Raw genomic sequence first — 25,431 nt, 5'->3', positions numbered from 1 at the left:
CGCAGATACTGCGCGGAATGCTATATAAATAATAGCAATTCACTGATAGCTTCGCGCATCCTCGATCACCTTACCATCGTTGGGCAAGCTGCCCACTTGCAGCAGCTGCACTTCGCTACGCAGCTTGGTGACATCGCGCATGGCGTTGGCGATTTTGTCTTGGATGTCTGCGCTGGCCTGCGCGGTTTCGACCTTGAGCACCATCTGATCGTTGGCCATTTCGCCGCTCACAACAAGCCTCGCGCGTGAGACTTCCGGGAAGCGCTTCACAACCTCGGCCACTTGACCAGGATGCACAAACATGCCGCGAATCTTGGTGGTTTGATCGGCGCGCCCCATCCAGCCTTTGATGCGCGCATTGGTGCGGCCAGTCGGACATTGACCAGGCAACACGGCAGACAAATCGCCTGTGCCGAAACGAATCAAGGGATAAGCGGGATTCAAGCTGGTGACGACCACTTCACCAACTTCGCCCTCAGGCACAGGATCTCCCGTGCCAGGGCGCACGATCTCGACGATCACGCCTTCATCGAGCACCATGCCCTCGCGCGAAGAAGTCTCATAAGCAATCAAGCCGAGGTCTGCGGTGGCATAGCATTGGTAGATGGCCATGCCCTGCTGCGCGAACCAATCGCGCAAGCTCGGCGGAAAAGCTTCGCCTCCGACCAAGCCTTTTTTAATGCTCAAGCTTTGATTGGCTTCCTGCGCTTTCTCCACCAAGATTTTGAGAAAGCTCGGCGTGCCCAAATAGCCATCCGGTCGCAGCTCTGCAATGGCCTGCAGCTGCTGCTCGGTTTGCCCCGTGCCCGCGGGGAAGATGGTGCAGCCCACGGCATGCGCTCCGCTTTCCATCAGGTATGCGCCTGGCGTCATGTGATAGCTGAAACTGTTGTGTGCCAAATCGCCGGCGCGAAAACCTGCGGCAAATACAGCGCGGCCAGCGCGCCAGTAGTCCGGCGTTTTGCCTTCGGGCTCGTAGATCGGGCCGGGGCTGGCAAAGATGCGGCCCATCTCACGCTGGCCAGGTTTGCGTAGCAAGCTACTAAAACCGCCAAACACATCTTGGCCTGCTGCACGCGAAGCTTTTTGCCGCTCATGCAATTCTGTTTTGCGAGTCACCGGCAGCTTGGCCAGTGCAGCACGGCTCGTGATGGACGCAGCATCCACGCCTTTTAGAATTTCTGCGAAAGCAGTTGTGTTCTTTTGCGCGTGTGCAATCTGCGCAGGCAAGGCTGCCAGATGGGTAGCCTCGCGTTCGGCAGGGCTGCGTGTTTCGAGTGCATCAAAAAAATCAGTCATTGCACTTACTCCTACTTCATTCTGCCAAATTTACTTACTATTAAATTAATAGCACTTCGCGCAGACTTGTAGCCGGCGAATGGCCAATTTCTCTTAAAAAATCAAGCCAACCAACGCTTACGTCGTTTGTAGCTCTTCACATCTTTGAAGCTCTTGCGGCTCTCTCCATCGCCACCCTTGCTCACCCCGAGATAAAACTCTTTCACATCTTCATTCGATGCGAGATCAGCCGCCTTACCGTCCATCACAATGCGGCCCGATTCCAAGATGTAGCCGTAATCCGAATACTTCAGCGCCATATTGGTGTTTTGCTCGGCCAGCAAGAAAGTGGTCTTCTCTTTCTGGTTCAGATCTTTGACGATGTTGAACACCTCTTCCACGATTTGCGGCGCGAGGCCCATAGAAGGCTCATCAAGCAACACCATCGTTGGGTTCGCCATCAGCGCGCGGCCAATCGCGCACATTTGCTGCTCGCCACCCGAGGTGTAGGCCGCTTGGCTAGTGCGGCGGGTTTTCAGGCGCGGGAAGTAGTTATACACCTTCTCCAAATTCGCGGCGATCTGCGCTTTGCTCTTCACAGTGTACGCGCCGGTGAGTAAATTTTCTTCAATCGTGAGGTGAGCAAAGCAATGCCGCCCTTCCATCACTTGCACCACACCGCGCTTCACGAGATCAGCCGGTGTGAGATTTTCAATCCGCTCGCCGCGCAGCTCAATGCTGCCCTTGGTCACAGCGCCGCGCTCGCCAGAGAGCAGATTGGATACGGCACGAAGTGTTGTCGTCTTGCCTGCACCATTGCCGCCCAGCAGCGCCACAATCGAGCTCTGCGGCACTTGCAGGCTCACGCCCTTGAGCACCAAGATCACATGGTTGTAAATGACTTCAATGCCATTGACGTTCAGAACAATATTGCTAGCTTCAGCAGATGTGGGAGTGGTCATAGAGTGAACCTTGCTTCAAATGCAAGCACTGCGCGCAGCACTTGCATTTGAAGATGATTGGCCTTGCGGCCAACCATCTTTCAAACTAGCGGATCAAGAACCACAATCCGTTGGTGCACGACGCGCGAGTTTTTTCTCTGCGCCATACTTTTCAGCGGACGCTTTAACCAGCGGGCGAATGATTGAATCATCGGCCTGCAGCCAGTCAGAAGACCAGGTGAACTTCGCGCCATCCCATGTGTGCACGCGCGCCCAAGCAGAGCCCATGTGATCAGCGCAGCTGGTCGACACAGGGCGCATCACACCTTTGAAGCCCAAAGCATCTAATTTTGCTTGCGTGAGGTTCAGGTTCTCATAACCCCAACGTGCTTGCTCGGGTGTCACGGGCTTGCCTTTGCCAAAGCGCTCTTGCGCAGCACGCGCGCCTTCGACGGCAAGCATCGCACCCACCACGCCGCGCATGTAAAGCACCTGCCCGACTTCATCTTTCGGGCCTGTGCCTTGGCCTTTGCCGTGCACTTTGGTCAGGATTTCTTTGACCACATCAGAATTTGGCTCCGCGCCATGTTGCATCATCACGGCGTTGTAGCCTTTGGCGGCTTGGCCCACGTCTTTCAGATCAGGCTCAGCGCCTGACCACCAGGTGCCAAACATGTTCTCGCGAGGGTAGCCAGTTGCCACAGCTTCTTTGATCGCGGTCGATGTCATCACGCCCCATGTTTGCATGATCACGTAATCGGGGCGGTTTTGGCGCACTTGCAGCCAAGTGGCTTTTTGCTCTACGCCGGGCGCGGCAACTGGCAGCGGCTGAATCGTGAAGCCATGCATCGCTGCGCGCTCATTCACGATCGGCAGCAACTCGCGGCCGAATGGGCTGTCGTGATACACCACGGCAATCTTTTTGCCTTTGAGTTTGTCCCAGCCGCCCGCTTTGTTAGCGATGTGCTTGAGCACGGTGTCACCCGCAACCCAGTAGTGGCCGATCAATGGGAAATTCCACTTGAACATATTGCCATCAGCTGTATCGCTGCGGCCATAGCCCGAGCTGATCAAGGGGATTTTGTCTACGGGTACTTTTTCCGTGAGCGCGAAGGTGATACCGGTGGAGAGCGGCTGGATGACCGTTGCACCGCCATGCTTGCCCTTCAAGCGCTCATAGCATTCCACGCCGCGCGCGGTGTCATAAGCCGTTTCGCACTCTTCTACCAGCGTTTTCACGCCATTGATGCCGCCGCGCTCGTTCACGAGCTTCATGTAATCGGCGTAGCCGTTGGCAAACGGTGTGGCGTTGGGTGCGACTGGGCCAGTGCGGCCTGTCAGGCTGGGGAAAAACTGCACTTTATCCTGCGCGATGGCAGAAGTGGCCACTGCGCCGAGCGCTGAGGCTGCAACCAAAACGGCTGCCGTGATTTGACGAAGTTTCATACAAGTCTCCTAAAAAAGTTGAAACACCAAAAATGAAAAGACACTCATTCCAACGCTCACCAATTTATGAGAGCCTAGGTATTTGCGAGCACGCGACACCAGGGCTTAAGAATTTTCAATGCGGCATCAATGTGGGAAGGGCCAAATGCGAAGCTTCTGTTTTCCCAAGCTCCACAATTTCGCCAAGCCATGCGGCTCGACAATCAAGAACCACACAATCAATGCACCAAACACCATGATCTCTGTGTGCGCAATGCCAGCGGTGGAAATCGTCACGCCCACCAGATTGCCCAGCAAAGGTAAAAACTGATTCAAGAAAATCGGCAAGATCACGATGAAGGCCGCGCCAAAAAAGCTACCCATGATCGAGCCCATGCCGCCGATGATCACCATGAAGAGGAGTTGGAAGGAGCGGTTGATATCAAATGCCGCTGGCTCCCAAGCGCCCAGATAAACGAAGCCCCACATCGCACCAGCCACACCCACGATAAAGCTGCTCACCGCAAAGGCCGAGAGCTTGGCATACATGGGGCGAATACCGATCACGGCCGCTGCCACATCCATATCGCGAATCGCCATCCACTCGCGGCCGATTGCCGAGCGCACCAAATTTTTAGCGAGCAAAGCAAACACGCAGACCATGCCAAGGCAGAACAAGTATTTATCCACCGGGCTGTTGATGCTCCAGCCCATGATGTTCATGTCTGCCACCGACACAGAGCCCGAAGTGGAATTGTTGGTGAACCATTTGATGCGCAAGAAAGCCCAATCGCACACAAACTGCGCAGCCAGTGTTGCCACTGCCAAATACAGGCCACGCACGCGCAAGCTCGGGATGCCAAAAAACACCCCTACAGCTGCAGCACACACGCCACCGAGCAAAAGCGCAGCAATCAGCGGAATGCCATCGACGCGAACAAAAAAGTTATAAGCCGCATACGCCCCCACCGCCATGAAAGCACCTGAGCCCAGCGAGATTTGCCCGCAATAGCCCACCAAAATATTCACACCAATGGCTGCGAGCGAGAGGATGAGGAAAGGCACCAAAATGGCCTTGAACATATAGTCGCTGGCCAACATGGGCACAGCCAGAAATGCAAAGAGCAAAAGTAAGGCAATGCCGTAGCGATCTTGCGTGATACCAAAGATCTGGTTGTCTTTGCTGTACGTCGTTTTGAATTGACCGTTTTCTCTGTAGAACATGATTCTCTTTCCTTGTGCTTCAGATCAAACGCGATCAATGATCTTCTCACCGAAAAGACCTTGTGGCCTGAACAGCAAGAAAACAAGAGCCAGCACGTAGGCAAACCAAATCTCAATGCCGCCACCCACCATGGGGCCCAGATACACCTCGGAGAGCTTCTCGCCCACACCGATGATCAGGCCGCCAATGATCGCGCCAGGCACGGAAGTTAAACCGCCCAAAATCACCACAGGTAGAGCGCGAAGCGCCACAGTCGTCAGCGAAAACTGCACGCCCAGCTTGCTGCCCCAAATCATGCCGGCCACGAGTGCCACCACGCCAGCCACGCACCACACAATCACCCAAATGCGGTTGAGCGGAATACCAATCGATTGCGCGGCTTGGTGATCGTCAGCCACAGCGCGCAGAGCGCGGCCCGTCGTCGTCTTCTGAAAAAACAGCGAGAGCAAAGCCACCAAACCTGCAGCAATCGCTGCCGCATACAAATCTTCTTTGTTGATCAAAATGCCACCTTGGAAAGTGCTTTCAAAAGCCATTAAAGGCTCTTTGGGCATGCCAATGTTGATCTGATAAATCGCACTTCCGAAAATGGATTGGCCCAGGCCGTCCAAGAAGTAGGCAATGCCCAACGTAGCCATCAAGAGTGTGGCACCCTCCTGGTTCACGAGATGGCGCAGCACCAAGCGCTCAATCAACCAAGCGACGACGAACATGATGACGGCTGCGACGGCAAATGCGAACAGATTCGCAACGATTTTGTTTTCAATGCCCGTCCACTGTGGAAACCATTCCGCGAAGCGAGCCATCGCCAGAGCAGCAAAGAGCACCATCGCGCCTTGCGCGAAGTTGAAAACGCCTGAAGCTTTGAAAATCAGCACAAAGCCGAGCGCCACCAGCGAATACAGCATGCCTGCCATCAGGCCGCCTAAGAGAGTCTCTAAGAAAAATCCCATGATCAGTGTCCTGTCCCTAGGTAAGCCTTGATCACCTCAGGGCTGTTACGCACCTCGGTCGGTGTGCCGTCGCCAATCTTCTTGCCGTAATCCAGCACTACGACGCGATCTGAAATATCCATCACTACGCCCATGTCGTGTTCGATCAAAACAACTGTTGTGCCGAACTCATCGTTCACATCGAGCACGAAGCGGCACATGTCTTGTTTTTCTTCCAAGTTCATGCCGGCCATCGGCTCATCGAGCAGCAGCACTTGAGGCTCCATCGCCAACGCACGGCCTAAATCCACGCGCTTTTGTAAACCGTAGGGCAGTTGTCCCACCGGTGTTTTGCGATAAGCCTGAATTTCCAAGAAATCAATGATCTCTTCCACCTTAGCGCGATGCTCGTTTTCCTCGCGCTCGGCTGGCCCCCAACGCAGGGCTTGCCAGAAGATATTGCTCTTGATGCGCAAGTTTCGCCCGCTCATGATGTTGTCCAGCACACTCATGCCTTTGAAGAGCGCCAGATTCTGAAAGGTGCGTGCCACGCCCATCTTGGCCACTTCATGCGAATCCATGTGCTTGAAGGTTTTGCCGCGAAAGGTGATCGAACCTTGCTGCGGGGTGTAGACACCATTGATGCAGTTCAGCATCGAGCTCTTGCCAGCGCCATTAGGCCCAATGATGGCGCGCACTTCATGCTCGCGCACATCAAAGCTGATATCGGTGAGCGCTTTCACGCCGCCGAAGGCTAAGGAGATGTTTTGCACGTCTAAGATGACGTCGCCTATTTTCTTGCTCATCTTTAGGTTGTTTCTCTTTGAAAAGAAGAACGCAAAAGACGCAAAAAGACGCAAAATTCGCAGAAGATAAAACAAGAAATGAATTTCATTTTTGCGTCTTTTGCGTTTTTTTGCGTCTTTTGCGTTCTATTCTCATGATGACTCACGCAGCCACCTTCAAAGGAGCAAATGTCTTTGCATCCTCAATCTTCAAAGTCGCAGATACCTTGCCGCTGCGGCCATCTTCGAATTTGACGACCGTCTCGATGTATTGCTCTTTTTTGCCGCCATACAGCGCGTCAATCAAAGGCTGGTATTTATCGCCGATAAAGCCACGGCGGACTTTGTTGGTGCGTGTCAATTCGCCATCATCCGCATCGAGTTCTTTGTGCAGAACGAGGAAGCGGCTGATCTGGCTGCCTGCAAGCAATGTATCGCGAGATAAGTCGGCATTGACTGATTCCACGCACTCGCGAATGAGCTGATAGACCTCATTTTTCTGAGCGAGATCGGTGTAGCCAGCATAAGGCAAGTTGCGGCGCTCCGCCCAGTTGCCCACCGCGTTCATGTCGATGTTGAGCATCACGCACACCTGATCGCGCCCATCGCCATAGGCCACCGCTTCTTTGATGTGCTGGAAAAACTTGAGTTTGTTTTCTACATACTTGGGCGCAAACATCGCGCCGTCGTTCACGCCGCCTTTGATGCGGCCGACGTCTTTCACGCGGTCAATGATCTTGAGCTGGCCGCTGGCATCAATGAAGCCTGCATCGCTGGTGCGATACCAGCCATCAGCCGTTTTCACTTCGGCTGTGGCTTGAGGATTCTTGAAATACTCTTTGAGCAAGCCAGGTGATTTCACGAGAATTTCACCGTTGTCATCAAGCTTGATTTCTACGCCATCAATCGGCACACCGACGGTGTCAGCACGCACAGCGTTATCAGGCTGCAAGCAAACGAACACAGCAGTCTCAGTAGAGCCATAAAGCTGCTTGAGGTTAATACCAATTGAGCGATAGAAGGTGAAGAGATCTGGGCCAATGGCTTCGCCTGCGGTGTAGGCCACGCGCACGCGGCTCATGCCGAGGTTGTTGCGCAGCGGGCCATAGACGAAGAAATTGCCCAGCGCATACATGATGCTGTCTGCAAAGCCAACCGACTTACCATCCATCTTGTCGGGGCCAACTTTCTTGGCCACATCCATGAAGGTTTTGAAGATCGCGCGCTTGATGCTGCCTGCATCTTCCATGCGAATCATCACACTGGTGAGCAAGCCTTCAAACACGCGCGGCGGAGCGAAGTAATATGTCGGGCCGATTTCTTTGAGGTCAATCGTTACTGTGGCTGCGCTCTCGGGGCAGTTCACGGTGTAGCCGCAAATCAGCCACTGGGCGTAGCTGAAAATGTTTTGGCCAATCCATGCCGGAGGCAAGTAGGCGAGCACATCTTCGCTCGATGTGAGCTTGTCAAACTTCGCGCCAGCTTCGCTGCGATCGAGCAGCGAGAGATGCGTATGCACCACGCCTTTGGGATTGCCTGTCGTGCCTGAGGTGAAAAACATGGCGGCCACATCGTGTGGCTGTGCAATCGCCGCTTCCTTTTTGAAGAAACCAGGGTTGCTCGCAGCAAACTTGGCGCCCGCTTCAATCAAATTGTCCAGCGAATCCAAGCCAGCTTCTTTGTAATTGCGTAGGCCACGTGGATCGTCGAACCAAAAATTCGTCAGCAGCGGGCAGCTCTCCTGCACTTCCAAGAGTTTGTCCACCTGCTCTTGGTCTTCCACAATGCCAAAGCGAATCTCAGCATTGGTGATAGGAAACACGCATTCAGCAGCTACCGCATCTTGATACAGAGGCACAGGAATCGCGCCCAGCGACTGCGCGGCTAGCATGCTCGCATACAGGCGCGGGCGATTCGAGCCGATCACCACCATATGCTCACCGCGCTTCAAGCCTGCTTGGTGCAAGCCACAAGCGATGTGCTCAACAAGCGTGGCCAAAGCCTGCCAGCCAATGGTTTGCCAGATGCCATATTCTTTCTCGCGCATGGCCGGTGCTTGGGGGCGCTCGGCAGCATGTTTGAGCAGCAATTGAGGGAAAGTCTGCATAGTGAATGCAACTTTAGCGATGCATTTGACGTTATCATGTCGGTATAGCGACAATTTAGGGGAAACACTGCTTCGGAATAACCCTTGTACTGTCGCCATACTTACTATCACTGACTTTCTATGAGTAAATCTGCCCCTGAAGAACTGAGTTTGTCGCAGCGCCGTCGTTCGCCGACAGAAGCAGAGATGCAAAGCATCCCATGGCTGGCTGTCTTGGAGCCCCAGCATCAGCTTCGCGCGCGCGCCGCCTTGCAAGTGGGTGATGCGAAAAGTGGTGATTACGTGGTGCGTGTGGGCAGGCCAGTCACCTATTGGTTTGGCTTGATCGATGGCCTGCTCAAGATGAGCAATGAAACGCCCGATGGCCGCAGCATCACGCTCATTGGCGTACCGCCTGGCGGCTGGTTTGGCGAAGGCACGGTGCTCAAGCAAGAGAACTATCGCTACAACATCCAAGCCCTGCGCCCGAGCACGGTGGCAGGTATTCCGGTAGAGACATTTCACTGGCTGCTTGATCAAAGCATTGCTTTCAATCGTTTCGTGATGAACCAGCTCAATGAGCGCGTCGGGCAATTCATCGCGGCGCGTGAGAGCGATCGCATGACCAGCCCTGAGGCGCGCGTGGCTGCCGGCTTGGCGGGTTTGTTCAATCCTGTGCTCTACCCCGGCGCGAGCAATATTTTGCGAATCACTCAGCAAGAGTTGGCGAATCTCGTTGGCTTGTCTCGACAGCGTGTGAACCAAGCTTTGCGTGAGCTGGAGTTGCGTCAGCTGGTTCGCATCGAATACGGCGGCCTGAAAGTGCCGAATATTCCTGCACTGCGTCAAGCGGCTTTTGTCACGGTGGCTTGAGATGAGTGACATTCCTAAAGTCTTGCCTAAAGTTGTCAAAGCTGTTCGCGTGATCAAAGCGCCAGCAGCGCCTGTTGAGCCGATTCGCCTGAACAAACGCATGGCCGAGCTGGGCTTGTGTTCACGCCGCGAAGCCGATGATTGGATCGAGCAGGGCTGGGTCAAGGTCAATGGCGAAATTGCAGCGATGGGTGTGAAAGTTACGCCGCAAGATCGTGTGGAAGTGGATAAAAAAGCGCAAGGCCATCAGGCTGGGCAAGTCACGATTTTGCTTAACAAACCAGTGGGCTACGTGAGCGGCCAAGCAGAAGATGGCCATGAACCTGCTGTAGTTTTGATAGCAAGCCGCGCACATTGGCTGGGCGACTCAAGCCCTTTGCGCTTTGTTCGCGATCAACTGCGTGGCTTGGCGCCGGCAGGGCGCTTGGATATTGATTCCACCGGCCTGCTCGTGCTCACGCAAGACGGCCGCGTGGCGCGCCAGCTCATTGGCGAAGATTCTGAAGTCGAAAAAGAATACCTCGTGCGCGTGAGCCTCGTGCGCGCAAAAGACGCGGCCAATCGCAATATGCAAACGCCCGATGTGCAAAAACAATTCCCTCTGGAGAAGCTCAATCTGCTGCGCCATGGCATCAGCCTAGATGGCCAACCACTCAAGCGCGCGCAAGTCGATTGGCAAAACCCAGAGCAACTGCGCTTTGTATTGAAAGAAGGCAAAAAGCGACAAATCCGCCGCATGTGCGAAGCCGTGGGCTTGCACGTCACAGGCCTCAAGCGTGTGCGCATCGGCAATGTGAAACTGGGGCAGTTGCCGGTGGGGCAGTGGCGGTATTTGGGGGCGAGTGAGAGGTTTTAGGGCATCTGAGAGAACCCTGGCGACATAAAAAAAGGCATCCGAGGATGCCTTTTTTACGGGATTTTTATATCGAAATCAAAGGATTGCCGGCATAGAATCTGCGCAGAGTGCTATTGAATTAATAGTAAATTTAAGCGGCTTTCACCTTCAAACGCCAAGCATGCAGCAGTGGCTCGGTGTAGCCGCTGGGTTGCTCTTTGCCTTTGAAGACCAAATCACATGCCGCTTGGTAAGCCGCGCCTTTTTCGTTTCCAGCCATGTTTTTGTAGAGTGGATCGCCTTTGTTTTGACCATCGACAACGGCTGCCATGCGCTTGAGCGTCTCTTTGATTTGCGCTTCGGTGACGACGCCGTGATGCAACCAGTTGGCCATGTGTTGGCTGCTGATGCGGAGTGTCGCGCGATCTTCCATGAGGCCTACGCCGTTGATGTCGGGCACCTTGGAGCAGCCGACGCCTTGGTCGATCCAGCGGACGACGTAGCCTAGGATGCCTTGGGCGTTGTTGTCGAGTTCTTTTTGTTTGTCTTCGGCGCTCCAATCAGCTTTCGCTACCACTGGGAATTGCAAGAGCTTAGAAAGCGTGTCTTCGCGCACGGCTTTCGCATCTTGCTTGGCGATGGCTTTTTCCATTTGCTTTTGCAGCGCAGGCACGTTGACTTGGTGGTAGTGGATGGCGTGCAGGGTGGCACCGGTGGGGCTGGGCACCCAGGCGGTGTTGGCACCGGCCAGGGGCTGGGCCACTTTTTGTTGCAGCATGGCGGCCATCAGGTCGGGCATGGCCCACATGCCTTTGCCGATTTGCGCTTTGCCGCGCAGGCCGCTTTGCAGGCCGACGATGACGTTATTCTTCTCGTAAGCACCCAGCCAGGCGCTGGTTTTCATGTCACCCTTGCGCATCACGGGGCCGCCCAGCATGCAGGTGTGCATTTCGTCGCCGGTGCGGTCTAGGAAGCCGGTGTTGATGAAGGCCACGCGTGATTTCGCTGCTGCGATACAAGCCTTGAGGTTGACCGAGGTGCGGCGCTCTTCGTCCATGATGCCGAGTTTGACGGTGCTGGGTTTCAAGCCGAGCAGTTTCTCAACGCGGCCAAAAAGCTCATCGGCAAAGCCCACTTCTTTGGGGCCGTGCATTTTGGGTTTGACGATGTAGACGCTGCCTGTGCGGCTGTTGCGGAAGGCGTGGGATTTTTTCTTTTGCAGATCAACCAAGGCGATGGCGGTGGTGATCACGGCATCCAAAATGCCTTCTGGGATTTCTAGCGTCTTGCCGTTTTTAGCGGTGTAGAGGATCGCAGGGTTGGTCATCAAGTGGCCGACGTTGCGGAGGAACAGCAAGCTGCGGCCGTGGAGCTTCACTTCGCCTTTTCCGCTGGGTTTTGTGTAGTCGCGGTCTTTGTTGAGGCCGCGCTTCAAAGTCTGGCCGCCTTTGTCAAAGCTCTCAGTCAACGTGCCGTCCAAAATGCCGAGCCAGTTGCTGTAGGCCAGCACTTTGTCGTCTGCATCCACCACGGCCACGGAGTCTTCCAGATCGAGAATGGTAGACAGAGCCGCTTCCATCACAATGTCTGCCACGCCTGCGGCATCGGTGCTGCCGATGCGATGCGCTTTGTCGATCACGATGTGCAGATGCAAGCCGTTGTGTTGCAACAAGATGCCAGAAGGCGCAGCGGCAGAGCCTTGGTAGCCGATGAACTGCTTGGCATCTTTCAAGCCGACTTTGCTGCCATTTTGAAGCGAAATCACCAGTTTGCCGGCAGAAACGCTATAAAGTTTGCTATCGGAATGTGAGCCCTTGGCAAGCGGGGCACACTGGTCGAGCAAATAGCGGCCTTGGCGCACGACTTCCGCGCCGCGTGCTTCGTTGTAGCCGGGGCCTTTGGCTTTGCCGCCTTCTTCAGAGATGGCATCCGTGCCATAGAGCGCGTCATACAAACTGCCCCAGCGTGCGTTCGCGGCGTTGAGCGCATAGCGAGCGTTCAAGATCGGTACGACGAGTTGCGGGCCTGCGAGTGTGGCGAGCTCAGCATCCACGTTCTTCGTGGTGACTTTGACGTTCTTCGGCTCGGGCACGAGGTAGTCGATGCTGGAGAGGAATTTGCGATAAGCCTTCATGTCAGACACGGGGCCAGGATTGGCTTTGTGCCATCCATCCATCGCGGTTTGAATGCGGTCACGCTCAGCGAGCAGGGCGATGTTTTTCGGTGAAAGGTCTTGCACGATCGCGTCAAAGCCTTTCCAAAATTTATCGCTCTTCACGCCAGCGGCGGGGAGAACTTTTGCTTCGATGAAATCATGTAAGTTGGTGGCAACTTGCAGTGAGTGCTTTTGTGTACGTTTGGTCATAGGAGCCTCGGTTTTCGGTTAATGAGATTTGGATAAATAAAGAAAAGAACGCAAAAGACGCAGAAAAACGCAAAATGCGCAAAAAATTCGAAATGCTTTTTCTGTGTGTTTTGCGTACTTTTGCGCCTTTTGCGTTCTATTGGTGGGATGGAAATAGCATTAGAAAAACGAAAAAACATCGCGCAAGCTCGTACCCATGCGCGTAGGCGCAGGGCCGATTTGTTCAGCGGGCAAGCCAGCACGGTTCACCCAGAGCGTGCGATAGCCTGCCCAGCCTGCGGCCAAGGCGTCCCAGCCGTTGGAGCTGACGAAGAGCATTTGTTTGGGCTGCAGACCGGTGGCGTTGGAGCCGAGCGCGTAGGCATCGGGATGGGTTTTGTATTTGCGGATGCTGTCGATGCTGATCACGTGATCGAGCACGTCAGCCAAGCCGGCGGATTTCACGGCAACATTGAGCATCGCGGGATCGCCGTTGCTCAAAATTCCCGTGACGATTCCGCGCGATTTCAATTCGGCGAGCACCTCACGGTTCTCAGGGAAGGCTGACAAATGGCGGTATTGGTTCATCAGCTGAGTCACAGCCGAATCGGTATTTTTAAGGTCGAATCGGCCATTCGCCGGCATAGAATCTGCGCAAGCAGCTATGAATTCTATAGCGTATCGCAAAGCCTTCTGCGTCACATTCCAGAAGGGCTCGTAGTGCGCGCCGTGATTGCAGGTCGTCAAAAGCCGCGAATATTCAATCTGCTTATCCCGCCACACCTTCGCCAGCTGCTGCCCCTGACCGGGAAACAGTTGCTCCGCAGCCATGCTCACGCTGTACACGTCAAACAACGTGCCATAGGCATCAAACAAGACTGCGCGGGGAGCTTTTTCCATAGATCAGACTGTATTACAGACTGATTCGATGATTAACAGCCTTCGAGTTTCTGCATTAATGACAAAAATATGTGCAATACGCCAATCGCTCAATCCATCGTGATCTTGCTCGAAGCGATGACTTTGCCCCAAAACTCGGTCTCTTGCTTCACTTGTGCGTCTAAAGCTGCTGCATCTTTGTAGCGAATCTCAATGCCCGCAGTCTGAGCGCGGCTCTTGGTCTCAGGCGTTTCCATCGCTTGCTTGATCGCGCCACTCAGTTTGGCCACCACATCGGGCGGCGTGCCGGCTGGCGCGAAGATGCCGACCCAGGCTTCTAGCTCAAAGCCTTTCAAGCCTGCCTCCGCCGTTGTGGGCACATGGGGGATGCCGCTGTGGCGCGTGGGGCCGGCGACTGCCAAACCTTTGAGCTTGCCCGCTTGGATATGCCCCATCACGGAAGGCGGTGTGGTGATGAAGACTTGCACTTGGCCAGAGAGCACATCCGTGATCGCCGCGCCCGAGCCGCGATACGGGATGTGCACCATGCTGATGCCATTGCGCTGCTTGAACATTTCTGTGCCCATATGCGAGAGCGAGCCATTGCCTTGCGAGGCATAGCTGAGCTTGCCGGGATTCTTTTTCACATAAGCGATGAACTCGGGCAGGGTGTTAGCTTGAATGCTCGGATGCACGGCGATCACATTGGTGGCTACCGTGACGAGCGCCACGGGCGTGAGATCTTTCTGCGCCCAAGGCAGCTTAGGGTTCATGTGTGGGTAGCCCACGTGATAGGCGGAATACGAGGTGAGCAAGGTGTAGCCATCGGGCGCGGCCTTGGCCACATTGCCATAAGCCACATTGCCGCTGCCGCCGGGTTGGTTAGTCACCACCACGGGCTGAGCGAGCACTTTGGCGAGCGCATCCGAGACGATGCGCGCCGAGCCATCCACCAACCCGCCGGGTGGGTTGGGCACGATGAGGGTGATGGGTTTGTTGGGGAAGGATGCTTGCGCGTGGGCAGCGCTGTGCAGGCCTGCGAAAGCAGCACACGCAGCCATCAGGACGATGGTGAAATTGCGTTTGAAGCTAGCTTGGTTGAAGTTGCTTTTCATCGGGTGTCTCCTCAGTCAAAGTGTATCGGTTCGCATCAGCCAGCGCCTAGGCTCATGGAGAGGCGCTGCGCCATCTGCACGACATTGGGGATGTGGTTTTCACTGTAGCGGCCGGCGGGCATGGTGAGCACCAGCGCGCCTACAAGCACGCGCTCGCCGGATTCGTTTTTGAACACGGGCGCGCTGATGCCGGCCACTTCCAAATCTCGGTCGCCTACAGCGGCGTGGTAGCCGCGCTTGCGGATGAGATTCAGAATATTTTGATCTTTTTGGGCGCTAGCCAGCGCAGAATCTGCGCTAAATGCTATCAAAACACGAGCGCCTGTGCCGCCATTCATCGGCAAAATATCGCCAACTTTGTAGTGATCCCGAATCGGCTGTGGGCTATCGACGCGAAACAAACTGATGCGCTGCGCGCTCGCGCCGCTGCCCCATTGCGCATGCAGCGCTGCGCTCTCGCCCGTGGTCTGCACGAGCTCGTGCAGCGCCGGCATCACGATGCGCTCCAGCGTGGAGTTGGCTTGATGCACGCGATGGAGTCTCACGATGCCGCGCCCGAGTGTGTAGCGGCCATCTGGTAAACGCTCCACCAGCATCGCGTGCGCCAAAGAGGCAAGTAAGCGCAGCACCGTGCTTTTGTGGAGTTCGCTGCGCTCGGCCAGTTGAGCCAGCGTGAGTGGCTCTTCTCCAGCGCGAAACACCAGCAGCAAACTCATCGCCCGATCAACAGCGGCAACGCCGCCAGGCGCGGCATCGCGTTCGGAGAGGCTGGGGGCGGCAGATTTGCGGGGCATGGCTTGACACAGGGCAGAAATATATGATTAAATTCTAACTATTGATACTATATTTCATAAGATAGAACATGTCAACAGAATATTCAAATCCTGCTGCTTTTGTGGCGGCAGATATTCACATCTGCGAAGTCGGCCCGCGCGATGGTCTGCAATCGGTGGCGCGCACCATGCCCACGGAAAACAAAAAAAACTGGTTGACTGCTCTGCATGCGGCTGGGCTGCGTGAAATCGAGGTCACGTCTTTTGTGCCAGCTAAGCTGATGCCGCAGCTTGCCGACGCTGCTGAGATCGTGGCGCATGCTTTGACTTTGCCGGGCTTGGTGGTGACCGCGCTTGTGCCGAATCTCAAAGGTGCTGAAGCAGCAATGAAAGCTGGCGCACATAAAGTCACCTTGCCTTGTTCCGCGTCTGAGGCGCACAGCAAAGCCAATGTGCGCAAGACGCGCGAGCAGATGGTCGATGAGGTGCGCAATGTGGTGGCGCTGCGAAATGAAATTGCGCCGAGCGTGCAGATCGAAGCAGGTATCAGCGTTGCGTTTGGCTGCACACTGCAAGGCATCGTGCCGGAAGACGATGTGATCTCGCTGGTGAGCGATGTGATCGCTGCGGGAGCAGATGAAACGGGTTTAGCGGACACGACGGGCATGGCCAATCCCGCGCAAGTGCGCCGCCTCTTCAAAAGAGCCTTCGCAGCCGTCGGGCGCGAACGCGTGGGCGCCGCACATATGCACAACACCCGAGGCCTCGGCATTGCCAATTGCTTGGCCGCTTACGAAGAAGGCATCCGCGCTTTTGATTCTTCCTTGGCTGGCTTGGGCGGCTGCCCACATGCGCCGGGTGCTTCTGGCAATGTGGTGACAGAAGATTTGGTGCTCATGTTCGAAGCCATGGGGCTGCGCACGGGGATCGATATCTCTAAACTCATCTTGGCGCGTGAGCCTTTGAAGATTGGCTTGCCTGGTGAGCCGCTGTATGGCATGACGGCTGAGGCTGGGCTGCCTCTTGGGTTTTCATATGCTTGAGATTCCAATTCAAACAGCCGGACGCAAAGGGCGCAAAAGTTGCGCAAAAGACGCAAAAAATACCAAAGAAATTAAAAAAATTAAATTCAAACCTCGACCCCGTATGTTCATCTTGTTTCGATTACCGCCATCCAATCCCGGGTTTCTTTTTTGCGTCTTTTGCGCAACTTTTGCGCCCTTTGCGTCCGGTATTTGTATTGGTATTAAAAATCTATGACCTCACCAAACAAACTCCCCTACGAAGGTATTCGCATGGTCGAATTCACCCATATGGTGATGGGGCCCACCTGTGGCATGCTGCTGGCTGATCTGGGCGCGGAGGTTATCAAGGTCGAGCCGCCAAAGGGTGATAACACCCGCAAGTTGCTCGGCTCTGGCGCAGGGTTTTATCCACTCTTCAATCGCAACAAAAAATCCCTCACCCTCGATCTCAAAACGCGCGAGGGTATTGAAGCGGCGCACAAACTCATCGCCACCGCAGACATCGTGAGCCATAACTTTCGCCCCGAGACGATGGCGGCGCAAGGGCTGGATTACGAGACGTTGAAAAAAATCAATCCGCGTTTGATCTACATTGAGCTGCGCGGCTTTCTGCCCGGCCCGTATGAGCACCGCACGGCGCTTGATGAAGTCGTGCAAATGATGGGTGGTTTGGCTTATATGACGGGGCCCGTCGGTCAGCCGCTGCGCGCAGGCAGTAGCGTGAACGACATCATGGGCGGCCTATTCGGCGGTATTGCTGCGATGGCCGCACTGAAAGAGCGCGAGCAAACAGGCAAAGGCCAGAAAGTGCAATCCGCGCTTTATGAAAACAATATTTTCTTGGTCGCGCAACACATGCTGCAATACGCCGTCACCGGCGTACCTGCCGATCCGATGCCCAGTCGCATCAGCGCGTGGGGTGTGTATGACGTGTTCACGGTGAAAAATGGCGAACAGATTTTCTTGAGCGCCGTCAGCGATAAACAGTGGGAAGTGTTTTGCCGTGTGTTGAATTTGGCGGATCTCAAACTGGATGCGAAATACACCACCAACAACGATCGCGTGCGCGAGCGCCCCACACTCATACCCGTGCTGCGCGAGCGCTTGAAACAATACACCGCTGCCGAGCTCACGCAAATCTTTGAAGACAACGGGCTGCCTTACGCGCCTATTCGCAGACCCGAAGATTTGGTGAACGACCCACACCTCAAAGCCACGGGCGGCCTCACACCCATGACCTTGCCCAATGGCCAAGTCACTGACACCGTGCTTTTCCCATTCACGCTGCACGGCAAGCAGCCAGGCCTGCGCTTGAGCCCACCCAAACTAGGGGAACACAGCATGGAATTGCTGCAGAGCTTGGGATACAGTGAAGAGCAAGCTCAGAAGTTACTATTAAATACATAGCACTTCGCGCAGTATCTGTGCGGGCTAATTGCCATTTTTACTTGAAATTCTTGTTAATAATCATCTGGAGACAACCATGACACTCAATCGTCGCCACCTCCTGGCAGCTGCTGGTGCAGTTGGCCTACCGCTGCACAGTTTTGCTCAAGCCAGCATCACCAAATTCATCCTACCCGTGAGCGTTGGCTCTGGCGTGGATGGCATCGTGCGCGCCAGCAGCAATCAGCTGGGTAAGGCGTTAGGTACGAGCGTGGTCGTGGAAAACCAACCCGGCGCAGGCGGCATCGTTGGCACGCAAAACCTCATCAAATCCGCACCGGATGGCAACACGCTGAGCTTCGTTTCAAACAACCACGTGATCTACCCCAGCGTCACGAAAAATTTAAGCTTTGATCCCGTCGCTGACATCACGCCCATTGCGATCGTGGCCTACACGCCGCTGGTGCTCATCGTGAATGCGAAATTCCCTGCACGCGATCTGCGCGAGTTTGTGGCCATGCTCAAGAAGAGCCCCGGCAAATACAACTACGCCTCCAGCGGCAATGGCACGATCTTGCATCTCGCGCCTGAGTATTTCAAAGACGTGACTGGCACCTTCTCCACCCACATTCCTTATCGTGGCTTCGCCCCCATGCTGCAAGACATCGTGAGCGGCCAAGTGGATTGGGGCGTGAGCGCCTTACCGGCTGCGCTCAGCCAAATCAAAGCTGGCACGGTGCGCGCCCTGTGCATCCCCATGCAGCAGCGCAGCCCCGCCGCGCCTGAGATTCCTACGTCTACCGAAGCTGGCGTGCCCCAATACCAGCTCGATGCCTGGATCGCCTGCGTCGGCCCCAAAGGCCTGCCCACAGCGCAGGTGCAGCGCATCAATGCCGCGATCAAAACGGCGTTTGCCACCGACGAGGTGAAAGAAGCCATGGCCAAGCAAGGCAATATCGTCAACATCAGTACACCTGAATTTGCACTTGAACATTTCAAGAAAGAGCTGGTGCGCTATGGTGCTTTGGTGAAGAAGGCTGGCGTTGTGCCGGCTTAAGTTTTCTCTCGAAGGGTCGGCGGCCTGGGCAGCGCAGCGCACAGCACAGGCTAAGAATGCCATAAGCTAAAAGTTTTAAGAAAAATAGCCATATCGCCGGCATGAAATCTGCGCAGAGTGCTATGAATTAAATAGTAATGACATCGCCAGAGAAGTTACATTTTTGACCTACACTTGAACCCATGCTCTGGGTCAAAGCCTTCCATATCGTCTTCGTGGCCAGCTGGTTTGCTGGTTTGTTTTATCTGCCTCGCATCTTCGTGAATCTGGCGCAAGTGTCTGCAGACTCGGTTGCTGAAAAGCAGCGCCTTTTGCTGATGGCGCGCAAGCTGCTCAAATTCATGACGTTGCTGGCGATCCCAGCCCTCGCACTTGGCATTTGGCTCTGGATGGGCTATGGCATTGGGCGCGGGCAGGGCTGGATGCATGCCAAGCTGTTTGTGGTGCTGCTCGCTATCGGCTATCACCACGGCTGCAGCGTGATTCTGAAAAAATTTGAGCGCAATGCGAACACACGCAGTCATGTTTGGTATCGCTGGTTCAATGAAGTGAGTGTGTTGATCATGATCGTTGCTGTGATCTTGGTGGTTGTGAAGCCTTTCTGAACAAGAGCTTATGCAACCGCACCGCAGCTCAGCCACACTGCTCACACTGATCTTTGCGTTGCTCATCATCTATGCCACGCTGTATCCATTTGAAGGCTGGCGCGATCAGGGCATCAATCCCTTTTACTTCCTGAATGCGCCTTGGCCACGCTACTGGAGCCGTTTTGACGTGGTGGCGAATTTTGTGGGTTATGCGCCTCTGGGCTTCTTAGCCACGCTCGCGCTTTTGCGTACGCGCTTGTTACCTCAGCCTGCTTTGCTGGCAGTAGTTGCATGCAGCGGCCTGTCTGCTTCGCTGGAGGCGCTGCAAACCTATCTGCCTGAACGCGTGCCTCAGCTCTCCGATTGGTTGCTCAACTCAGGCGGCGCCTTCACTGGTGCGGTGCTGGCGCTCGCGCTGGAGCGCATGGGTGCAATTGACCATTGGAGCCGTTTTCGTGAGCGCTGGTTTGTGCGCGATGCGCGCGCGCCGCTGGTGCTGCTCGCGCTCTGGCCAGCGGCTTTGTTGTTTCCTCCTGCCGTGCCTCTGGCGCTTGGCCAAGTGCGCCGCAGGCTGCATGAGTTCTTAAATGAACTGGTGGAGGGCACGCCCTTTGCGGAGCTGATTGACGAGCCTGGCGCATATTTGTTGCCACTGTCGAATTTGGGCGAGCTGACATGCGTGGCACTGGGCTTTGTGATTCCTTGCTTGCTGGCTTACACCGTGACGCTTGGCTGGCATCGGCGTGCGCTGCTTTGGGTGGGTGGTGCGCTCACAGCCATGGCCGCGAGCAGCCTCTCGGCAGCCTTGAGCTACAGCCCCGAGCACGCTTGGGGATGGCTCAGTTTGGCTTCTCAAGTGGGGCTGGCGCTCGGTATTGCAGCGGCGCTTCTGTGCCTGGCGTTGCCGCGCAAGCTGTGTCTTGCTCTGCTGCTGGCTGCGCTCGTGTGGCAATTGAGTTTGATCAACTCAGCACCCGAGACGCCGTATTACGCGCAGACGCTGCAAAGCTGGGAGCAGGGGCGCTTTATTCGCTTTCATGGTTTGGCGCAATGGCTGGGCTGGCTCTGGCCGTATGCGGCCTTGCTGGCGGCGCTGATGGCCTTGAGCCGCAGAGAAAACAGCTTGTCCCGATAAAATCTCGGGCATGTCACAAACTCCCGCCCCTTATTTTCAACGTCATATTTTCTTTTGCACGAATCTGCGGGAGGGCGAGCCAAGCTGCGCTGAACACAACGCTAGCGCGGCACAAAAGCATTGCAAGCAGGCTGTGAAAGCGGCAGGCCTCTCTGGCCCCGGTAAAGTGCGCGTGAATGGTGCAGGCTGTTTGGATCGCTGCGCTGGTGGGCCAGTGTGTGTGGTGTATCCCGATGCGGTTTGGTATACCTATGTGGACAACGACGATATTGATGAGATCGTGGATTCGCATTTGAAGAACGGTCAGGTGGTGGAGCGCTTGCTCTTGCCCGCCCATGTTGGTAAGTAAACATGAATTCGCAGACTGAGCGGCTCATGCTGCAAGGCATCGCGGGACAGGTTGAATCCCTGCGTGATGTGCCTGAGGGCAACAGCAAGGGCATCGCCATCATCTGCCATCCGCATCCGCTTTTCGGCGGCACGATGGATAACAAGGTGGTGCAAACGCTCGCTCGTGCCTTCGTACAAACTGGCTGGACGGCGCTGCGATTTAATTTTCGCGGCATTGGCCGATCTGCAGGTGCTTATGATGAAGGTCGTGGCGAAGCGGATGATCTGCGCGAACTGATCAAGCAGCTCGCACCCGCTGGCTCTGCGTTGGCGGTGGCAGGTTTCTCATTCGGCTCATTCGTTGCGTCTCAAGTGTTGGCAGAGGCCGCGCAAAGCCATGATCTGCAAAAAATCGTCATGGTCGGCACAGCAGCTTCGCGTTTTTCAGTTGCCAATATCCCCGCTGAGCTTCACGAAAAATTGCTGGTCGTTCATGGCGAGCAAGACGACACCGTGCCTTTATCGAGTGTGATGGATTGGGCGCGTCCTCAGGTGATCCCTGTCACTGTCGTGCCCGGCGGCGGGCATTTCTTTCACGGTCAGTTACCTCTCTTGCGCGGATTAGTGGCTAGACACTTGAATTCCTGAATTAGAATTCACAGTATGAATTTGATAGCACTCCGCGCAGGTTTTATGCCGGCGATCACCCACTTTTTCTTATTTTTTGCATTATTTCTGCCGTTTGCGGCGCAATCGCAACCGCTTCAAGGCCCTGAAGTCGCCGCCCGTGCGTACCTTTTGCTGGATGTGACGGCCAATCAAGTGCTGGTCGAAAAAGATGCCGATAGCCCTGTCGAGCCCGCCAGCCTCACCAAGCTGATGACGGCATATATTGTGTTTGACGCACTGCGCGCCAAGAAGATCACCCTGGATCAAACCTTCGCTGTGAGCGAGCGCGCTTGGAAGATGCCCGGCAGCCGCATGTTCATCGATCCGAAGATGAAGGTGAGGGTCGAAGATCTCTTGAAGGGCATGATCGTGCAATCCGGCAACGATGCGACAGTGGCATTGGCCGAAGGCGTGGCCGGCAGCGTGGAGCGCTTTGTGCAGCTCATGAACGAGCAGGCCAAAGCCTTGGGCATGAGCAAGACAGCCTATAAAAACCCAGAAGGGTTGACTGCCCCCGGCCACACCACCACGGCACGAGACTTGGCCTTGCTCTCCACCCGTCTGATGCGCGAATTCCCTGAATACACGCCGATTTATGCCATCAAGAAATTCCGCCTGGAAGGCAGCCCAGCCGCCAACGACACCAATCGCAATCTGTTGCTTTTCCGCGATCCGAGCGTCGATGGCCTCAAAACCGGTCACACCGATGCCGCCGGATACTGCCTGATCGCCACCGCCAAACGCGAACTACCCGGAGTTGGTCAGCGTCGCTTGTTGTCTGTCGTGCTCGGCACGGCCAACGAAAATGCCCGCGCCAACGAGAGCCAAAAACTGCTCAATTGGGGCTATACGGCTTTCGAGGCCGTGAAACTGTTTGATGCCAATCAGCCCGTCATCAATGCTCCTGTCTGGAAAGGCAAAGAAGCCACAGCCAAGCTTGGAAACGCAGTGACTGCTTACATTGTGGCTGTACCAAGCGGCAGCGCCAGCAAGATCAAAACCCAAGTTTCACGGCCTGACCCCTTGCTAGCCCCCTTAAACAAAGGCCAGCAAATTGGCAGTTTGAAGATCAGCATCGGCGACCAGCCTTACACCGAGCAGCCCCTCTTCATATTAGAGTCTGTAGACCAAGCAGGCTGGTTTGGCCGGACTTGGGATGCAGTGCGCTTGTGGATAAAGTAAAAGCGGGCTATAATCAAAGGCTCTGCGCATTTCCGCGTAGAGATTTTTAACAGTCTTTCATATCGCTGAGCTTGCTCAGTCGCTGTCGCCAATTGAAGTGGCAGTGGTGAAAGTTACGGAGAAAACCATGAGCAACAGCAACCGTTTGGGTTTGCTGGGTCGCAAGGTCGGCATGATGCGCGTGTTCACGGATGATGGGGATTCTGTTCCAGTCACCGTGGTCGATGTGTCTAACAACCGTGTGAGCCAGGTCAAATCGCAAGAAAACGACGGCTACGTGGCCTTGCAGGTCACATTTGGTCAACGCCGCGCCTCGCGCGTGACCAAGCCCATCGCTGGCCACTTGGCCAAAGCAGGTGTGCAAGCCGGTGAAATCATTCAAGAATTCCGCGTCGCACAAGATGTCGCAGCTGCTCACGCAGCCGGCTCTGTGATCGCTGCCCAGGCTGTGTTTGCAGTCGGCCAACAGGTGGATGTGCAAGGCACTTCCATCGGTAAAGGTTTCACCGGCACGATCAAGCGTCACAATTTCAGCTCGCAGCGCGCGTCGCACGGTAACAGCCGTTCGCACAACGTGCCAGGCTCGATCGGTATGGCGCAAGATCCAGGCCGCATCTTCCCAGGCAAGCGCATGTCCGGCCACCTCGGTGACGTGACCAAAACCGTGCAAAACCTCGATGTGATCCGCATTGACGAAGCCCGTCAATTGCTGCTCATCAAAGGTGCGGTGCCCGGCGCTAAAGGCGGCTTCCTCACTGTGAGCCCCGCTGTTAAAGCTAAAGCCGTGAAAGGTGCCAAATAATGAAATTGGATCTCCTTAACGATCAAGGCCAAGCTGCTTCCCAGTTTGATGTGCCTGAGACCGTGTTTGGCCGTGAGTACAACGAAGCTCTGATTCATCAGATCGTTGTCGCTTACCAAGCAAACGCTCGTCAAGGCACTCGCGCTCAAAAAGACCGCGAGCAAGTCAAGCACAGCACGAAAAAGCCGTTCAAGCAAAAAGGTACGGGTCGCGCTCGTGCCGGTATGACATCCTCGCCACTGTGGCGCGGAGGCGGTCGCATCTTCCCGAATATGCCTGATGAAAATTTCACGCAGAAAATCAACAAGAAGATGTATCGCGCTGGTATGGCCAGCATTTACTCCCAGCTGGCTCGCGAAGGCCGCTTGATGGTGGTGGATTCGATCAAGGTCGAAGCCCCCAAGACCAAGCTGCTCGCTGCCAAACTCAAAAGCATGAACCTGTCCAATGTGCTGGTGATTGCTGATGAGGTGGACGATAACCTTTACCTCGCTTCCCGCAATCTGCCCGGCGTGCTCGTTCTCGAGCCACGTTATGCTGATCCGCTGTCTTTGGTTCACTACAGCAAAGTGCTGATGACCAAAGCCGCTGTCGAGAAACTCAAGGAGATGTTCGCATGAGCACCCTGAAATTTGACGAAGGCCGTTTGATGCAAGTCTTGGTCGCTCCTATCGTGTCTGAAAAGGCAACGATGGTGGCTGATAAAACCAATGCTGTTGTTTTCAAGGTCCTGCAAAACGCCACCAAGCCCGAGATCAAGGCCGCTGTTGAACTCATGTTCAAAGTCCAGGTCAAGGGCGTGTCGGTGCTCAACACCAAAGGCAAAACCAAGCGTTTTGGCAAATCCGTGGGTCGTCGTGACAACCTGCGTAAAGCCTACGTTACGCTCGTTGCCGGTCAAGAGCTCAATCTGTCTGGGGAGGCCGCTTAATCATGGCAGTCATCAAGATGAAACCGACCAGCCCCGGCCAACGTGCCGTGGTCAAGGTCACACGCGAGCACTTGCACAAGGGCGCACCTCACGCCGCTTTGCTCGAGCCGCAATTCCAAAAAGCGGGTCGTAACAACAACGGCCACATCACCACCCGTCACAAGGGCGGTGGTCACAAGCACCACTACCGCGTGGTCGATTTCAAGCGCAACAAAGATGGCATTCCCGCCAAAGTTGAGCGCATTGAATACGATCCCAACCGTACCGCTCACATCGCTTTGGTGTGCTATGCAGACGGCGAGCGCGCTTACATCATCGCTCCTCGCGGTGTTGAGCCCGGCACGACCCTGCAAAACGGTTCGGAAGCCCCGATCCGCGCTGGCAACACCTTGCCGATCCGTAACATTCCAGTGGGTTCAACCATCCACTGCATCGAGTTGCAGCCTGGCAAAGGCGCACAAATCGTGCGTTCCGCTGGTACATCGGCCACCTTGCTCGCTCGTGAAGGCACCTACGCTCAAGTGCGTATGCGCTCTGGCGAAGTTCGCAAGATCCACATCGAATGCCGCGCCACCATTGGTGAAGTTGCAAACGGTGAGCACAACCTGCGCGTCATCGGTAAAGCCGGTGTCAAGCGTTGGATGGGTATTCGCCCAACAGTGCGTGGCGTTGCCATGAACCCAGTGGATCACCCACACGGCGGCGGCGAAGGCCGTACCGGTACTGGTGGCGAGCCACGCGATCCGTGGGGCAACCTGACCAAGGGCTATCGCACCCGCAACAACAAGCGCACGCAAGTCATGATCGTCTCGCGTCGTAAGAAGTAAGGGGTAAAT

The 25,431-nt window shown here is 55.3% G+C and carries 25 protein-coding genes; 14 read left to right on the top strand and 11 right to left on the bottom strand.

Annotated elements, in window-relative coordinates:
* Window positions 1-39 precede the first annotated feature (39 nt).
* The 7 genes from KIH26_RS15750 to KIH26_RS15720 form a co-directional block, all read right to left on the bottom strand.
* A complete protein-coding gene (locus KIH26_RS15750) occupies window positions 40-1,299 on the bottom strand; it encodes a phenylacetate--CoA ligase family protein (RefSeq protein ID WP_213446644.1) in 1,260 nt (419 codons plus the stop codon).
* Between the two features lie 101 nt (window positions 1,300-1,400).
* Window positions 1,401-2,240, bottom strand: coding sequence for an ABC transporter ATP-binding protein (locus KIH26_RS15745; RefSeq protein ID WP_213446643.1), 840 nt, complete (start codon window positions 2,238-2,240; stop codon window positions 1,401-1,403).
* Between the two features lie 93 nt (window positions 2,241-2,333).
* Entirely contained in the window at window positions 2,334-3,665 is a 1,332-nt protein-coding gene (locus tag KIH26_RS15740) for an ABC transporter substrate-binding protein (protein WP_213446642.1), read from the bottom strand.
* A 126-nt stretch (window positions 3,666-3,791) separates the two neighbouring features.
* The gene (locus tag KIH26_RS15735; RefSeq protein ID WP_213446641.1) at window positions 3,792-4,868 is read right to left on the bottom strand and encodes a branched-chain amino acid ABC transporter permease; all 1,077 of its coding nucleotides are present in this window, start codon (window positions 4,866-4,868) and stop codon (window positions 3,792-3,794) included.
* Window positions 4,869-4,892: 24 nt separating this feature from the next.
* Complete coding sequence (locus tag KIH26_RS15730; RefSeq protein WP_213446640.1) at window positions 4,893-5,822, bottom strand: branched-chain amino acid ABC transporter permease; 930 nt, start codon at window positions 5,820-5,822, stop codon at window positions 4,893-4,895.
* Window positions 5,823-5,824: 2 nt separating this feature from the next.
* Entirely contained in the window at window positions 5,825-6,607 is a 783-nt protein-coding gene (locus tag KIH26_RS15725; RefSeq protein WP_213446639.1) for an ABC transporter ATP-binding protein, read from the bottom strand.
* Window positions 6,608-6,749: 142 nt separating this feature from the next.
* Complete coding sequence (locus KIH26_RS15720; RefSeq protein WP_213446638.1) at window positions 6,750-8,693, bottom strand: AMP-dependent synthetase/ligase; 1,944 nt, start codon at window positions 8,691-8,693, stop codon at window positions 6,750-6,752.
* 120 nt (window positions 8,694-8,813) lie between these two features.
* Between KIH26_RS15720 and KIH26_RS15715 the strand changes: the two genes are divergently transcribed.
* Both KIH26_RS15715 and KIH26_RS15710 read left to right on the top strand, forming a co-directional pair.
* Window positions 8,814-9,545, top strand: coding sequence for a Crp/Fnr family transcriptional regulator (locus KIH26_RS15715; protein WP_213446637.1), 732 nt, complete (start codon window positions 8,814-8,816; stop codon window positions 9,543-9,545).
* Between the two features lies 1 nt (window position 9,546).
* On the top strand, window positions 9,547-10,401 hold the full coding sequence (locus KIH26_RS15710) for a pseudouridine synthase (RefSeq protein WP_213446636.1): 855 nt from the start codon (window positions 9,547-9,549) through the stop codon (window positions 10,399-10,401).
* A gap of 130 nt (window positions 10,402-10,531) precedes the next feature.
* On the opposite strand, the gene KIH26_RS15705 is transcribed toward KIH26_RS15710, so the two are convergent.
* The 4 genes from KIH26_RS15705 to KIH26_RS15690 all read right to left on the bottom strand — a co-directional run bounded on the left by KIH26_RS15705 (window position 10,532) and on the right by KIH26_RS15690 (window position 15,512).
* Window positions 10,532-12,745 (bottom strand): malate synthase G, encoded by a 2,214-nt coding sequence (locus KIH26_RS15705; protein ID WP_213446635.1) that lies wholly within the window; start codon window positions 12,743-12,745, stop codon window positions 10,532-10,534.
* Window positions 12,746-12,904: 159 nt separating this feature from the next.
* Complete coding sequence (locus tag KIH26_RS15700) at window positions 12,905-13,624, bottom strand: haloacid dehalogenase type II (protein ID WP_213446634.1); 720 nt, start codon at window positions 13,622-13,624, stop codon at window positions 12,905-12,907.
* An 89-nt stretch (window positions 13,625-13,713) separates the two neighbouring features.
* Window positions 13,714-14,718: a Bug family tripartite tricarboxylate transporter substrate binding protein gene (locus KIH26_RS15695; protein WP_503005255.1), complete on the bottom strand. Its 1,005-nt coding sequence runs from the start codon at window positions 14,716-14,718 to the stop codon at window positions 13,714-13,716.
* A 35-nt stretch (window positions 14,719-14,753) separates the two neighbouring features.
* On the bottom strand, window positions 14,754-15,512 hold the full coding sequence (locus KIH26_RS15690; protein WP_213446633.1) for an IclR family transcriptional regulator: 759 nt from the start codon (window positions 15,510-15,512) through the stop codon (window positions 14,754-14,756).
* A 68-nt stretch (window positions 15,513-15,580) separates the two neighbouring features.
* Between KIH26_RS15690 and KIH26_RS15685 the strand changes: the two genes are divergently transcribed.
* The 12 genes from KIH26_RS15685 (at window position 15,581) to rplB (ending at window position 25,422) form a co-directional block, all read left to right on the top strand.
* Complete coding sequence (locus tag KIH26_RS15685; RefSeq protein WP_213446632.1) at window positions 15,581-16,534, top strand: hydroxymethylglutaryl-CoA lyase; 954 nt, start codon at window positions 15,581-15,583, stop codon at window positions 16,532-16,534.
* Window positions 16,535-16,747: 213 nt separating this feature from the next.
* Entirely contained in the window at window positions 16,748-17,923 is a 1,176-nt protein-coding gene (locus tag KIH26_RS15680; protein ID WP_213446631.1) for a CaiB/BaiF CoA transferase family protein, read from the top strand.
* Between the two features lie 76 nt (window positions 17,924-17,999).
* Window positions 18,000-18,959: a Bug family tripartite tricarboxylate transporter substrate binding protein gene (locus KIH26_RS15675; protein ID WP_213446630.1), complete on the top strand. Its 960-nt coding sequence runs from the start codon at window positions 18,000-18,002 to the stop codon at window positions 18,957-18,959.
* A 182-nt stretch (window positions 18,960-19,141) separates the two neighbouring features.
* On the top strand, window positions 19,142-19,564 hold the full coding sequence (locus KIH26_RS15670) for a CopD family protein (protein WP_213446629.1): 423 nt from the start codon (window positions 19,142-19,144) through the stop codon (window positions 19,562-19,564).
* Between the two features lie 10 nt (window positions 19,565-19,574).
* Entirely contained in the window at window positions 19,575-20,681 is a 1,107-nt protein-coding gene (locus tag KIH26_RS15665; RefSeq protein ID WP_213446628.1) for a VanZ family protein, read from the top strand.
* Window positions 20,682-20,691: 10 nt separating this feature from the next.
* Entirely contained in the window at window positions 20,692-21,030 is a 339-nt protein-coding gene (locus KIH26_RS15660; RefSeq protein ID WP_213446627.1) for a (2Fe-2S) ferredoxin domain-containing protein, read from the top strand.
* A gap of 2 nt (window positions 21,031-21,032) precedes the next feature.
* Window positions 21,033-21,659 (top strand): alpha/beta hydrolase, encoded by a 627-nt coding sequence (locus tag KIH26_RS15655; protein WP_213446626.1) that lies wholly within the window; start codon window positions 21,033-21,035, stop codon window positions 21,657-21,659.
* Between the two features lie 15 nt (window positions 21,660-21,674).
* Window positions 21,675-22,862: a D-alanyl-D-alanine carboxypeptidase family protein gene (locus KIH26_RS15650; protein ID WP_503005253.1), complete on the top strand. Its 1,188-nt coding sequence runs from the start codon at window positions 21,675-21,677 to the stop codon at window positions 22,860-22,862.
* Between the two features lie 127 nt (window positions 22,863-22,989).
* Window positions 22,990-23,664 (top strand): 50S ribosomal protein L3, encoded by a 675-nt coding sequence (rplC, locus tag KIH26_RS15645; protein WP_213446625.1) that lies wholly within the window; start codon window positions 22,990-22,992, stop codon window positions 23,662-23,664.
* Window positions 23,664-24,284, top strand: coding sequence for a 50S ribosomal protein L4 (gene rplD, locus KIH26_RS15640; RefSeq protein ID WP_213446624.1), 621 nt, complete (start codon window positions 23,664-23,666; stop codon window positions 24,282-24,284). The genes rplC and rplD overlap by 1 nt, the downstream gene beginning before the upstream one ends.
* On the top strand, window positions 24,281-24,595 hold the full coding sequence (rplW, locus tag KIH26_RS15635; RefSeq protein WP_213446623.1) for a 50S ribosomal protein L23: 315 nt from the start codon (window positions 24,281-24,283) through the stop codon (window positions 24,593-24,595). Before rplD ends, rplW begins: the two co-directional genes overlap by 4 nt.
* Window positions 24,596-24,597: 2 nt before the next feature.
* Window positions 24,598-25,422, top strand: a complete 825-nt coding sequence (rplB, locus tag KIH26_RS15630; protein WP_213446622.1) for a 50S ribosomal protein L2 — start codon at window positions 24,598-24,600, stop codon at window positions 25,420-25,422.
* The last annotated feature ends 9 nt before the right edge of the window (window positions 25,423-25,431 follow it).

The organism is Variovorax sp. PCZ-1, assembly GCF_018413605.1.
Taxonomy (GTDB): domain Bacteria; phylum Pseudomonadota; class Gammaproteobacteria; order Burkholderiales; family Burkholderiaceae_C; genus JANMDU01.
The sequence above is the reverse complement of the archived record's forward strand: the minus strand, read 5'-3'. Positions and strand labels throughout refer to the sequence as shown.

Coding starts and splice junctions, on each gene's coding strand:
- KIH26_RS15750 (WP_213446644.1), bottom strand. CDS start 1,299: ATGACTGATTTTTTTGATGCACTCGAAACACGCAGCCCTGCCGAACGC.
- KIH26_RS15745 (WP_213446643.1), bottom strand. CDS start 2,240: ATGACCACTCCCACATCTGCTGAAGCTAGCAATATTGTTCTGAACGTC.
- KIH26_RS15740 (WP_213446642.1), bottom strand. CDS start 3,665: ATGAAACTTCGTCAAATCACGGCAGCCGTTTTGGTTGCAGCCTCAGCG.
- KIH26_RS15735 (WP_213446641.1), bottom strand. CDS start 4,868: ATGTTCTACAGAGAAAACGGTCAATTCAAAACGACGTACAGCAAAGAC.
- KIH26_RS15730 (WP_213446640.1), bottom strand. CDS start 5,822: ATGGGATTTTTCTTAGAGACTCTCTTAGGCGGCCTGATGGCAGGCATG.
- KIH26_RS15725 (WP_213446639.1), bottom strand. CDS start 6,607: ATGAGCAAGAAAATAGGCGACGTCATCTTAGACGTGCAAAACATCTCC.
- KIH26_RS15720 (WP_213446638.1), bottom strand. CDS start 8,693: ATGCAGACTTTCCCTCAATTGCTGCTCAAACATGCTGCCGAGCGCCCC.
- KIH26_RS15715 (WP_213446637.1), top strand. CDS start 8,814: ATGAGTAAATCTGCCCCTGAAGAACTGAGTTTGTCGCAGCGCCGTCGT.
- KIH26_RS15710 (WP_213446636.1), top strand. CDS start 9,547: ATGAGTGACATTCCTAAAGTCTTGCCTAAAGTTGTCAAAGCTGTTCGC.
- KIH26_RS15705 (WP_213446635.1), bottom strand. CDS start 12,745: ATGACCAAACGTACACAAAAGCACTCACTGCAAGTTGCCACCAACTTA.
- KIH26_RS15700 (WP_213446634.1), bottom strand. CDS start 13,624: ATGGAAAAAGCTCCCCGCGCAGTCTTGTTTGATGCCTATGGCACGTTG.
- KIH26_RS15695 (WP_503005255.1), bottom strand. CDS start 14,718: ATGAAAAGCAACTTCAACCAAGCTAGCTTCAAACGCAATTTCACCATC.
- KIH26_RS15690 (WP_213446633.1), bottom strand. CDS start 15,512: ATGCCCCGCAAATCTGCCGCCCCCAGCCTCTCCGAACGCGATGCCGCG.
- KIH26_RS15685 (WP_213446632.1), top strand. CDS start 15,581: ATGTCAACAGAATATTCAAATCCTGCTGCTTTTGTGGCGGCAGATATT.
- KIH26_RS15680 (WP_213446631.1), top strand. CDS start 16,748: ATGACCTCACCAAACAAACTCCCCTACGAAGGTATTCGCATGGTCGAA.
- KIH26_RS15675 (WP_213446630.1), top strand. CDS start 18,000: ATGACACTCAATCGTCGCCACCTCCTGGCAGCTGCTGGTGCAGTTGGC.
- KIH26_RS15670 (WP_213446629.1), top strand. CDS start 19,142: ATGCTCTGGGTCAAAGCCTTCCATATCGTCTTCGTGGCCAGCTGGTTT.
- KIH26_RS15665 (WP_213446628.1), top strand. CDS start 19,575: ATGCAACCGCACCGCAGCTCAGCCACACTGCTCACACTGATCTTTGCG.
- KIH26_RS15660 (WP_213446627.1), top strand. CDS start 20,692: ATGTCACAAACTCCCGCCCCTTATTTTCAACGTCATATTTTCTTTTGC.
- KIH26_RS15655 (WP_213446626.1), top strand. CDS start 21,033: ATGAATTCGCAGACTGAGCGGCTCATGCTGCAAGGCATCGCGGGACAG.
- KIH26_RS15650 (WP_503005253.1), top strand. CDS start 21,675: ATGAATTTGATAGCACTCCGCGCAGGTTTTATGCCGGCGATCACCCAC.
- rplC (WP_213446625.1), top strand. CDS start 22,990: ATGAGCAACAGCAACCGTTTGGGTTTGCTGGGTCGCAAGGTCGGCATG.
- rplD (WP_213446624.1), top strand. CDS start 23,664: ATGAAATTGGATCTCCTTAACGATCAAGGCCAAGCTGCTTCCCAGTTT.
- rplW (WP_213446623.1), top strand. CDS start 24,281: ATGAGCACCCTGAAATTTGACGAAGGCCGTTTGATGCAAGTCTTGGTC.
- rplB (WP_213446622.1), top strand. CDS start 24,598: ATGGCAGTCATCAAGATGAAACCGACCAGCCCCGGCCAACGTGCCGTG.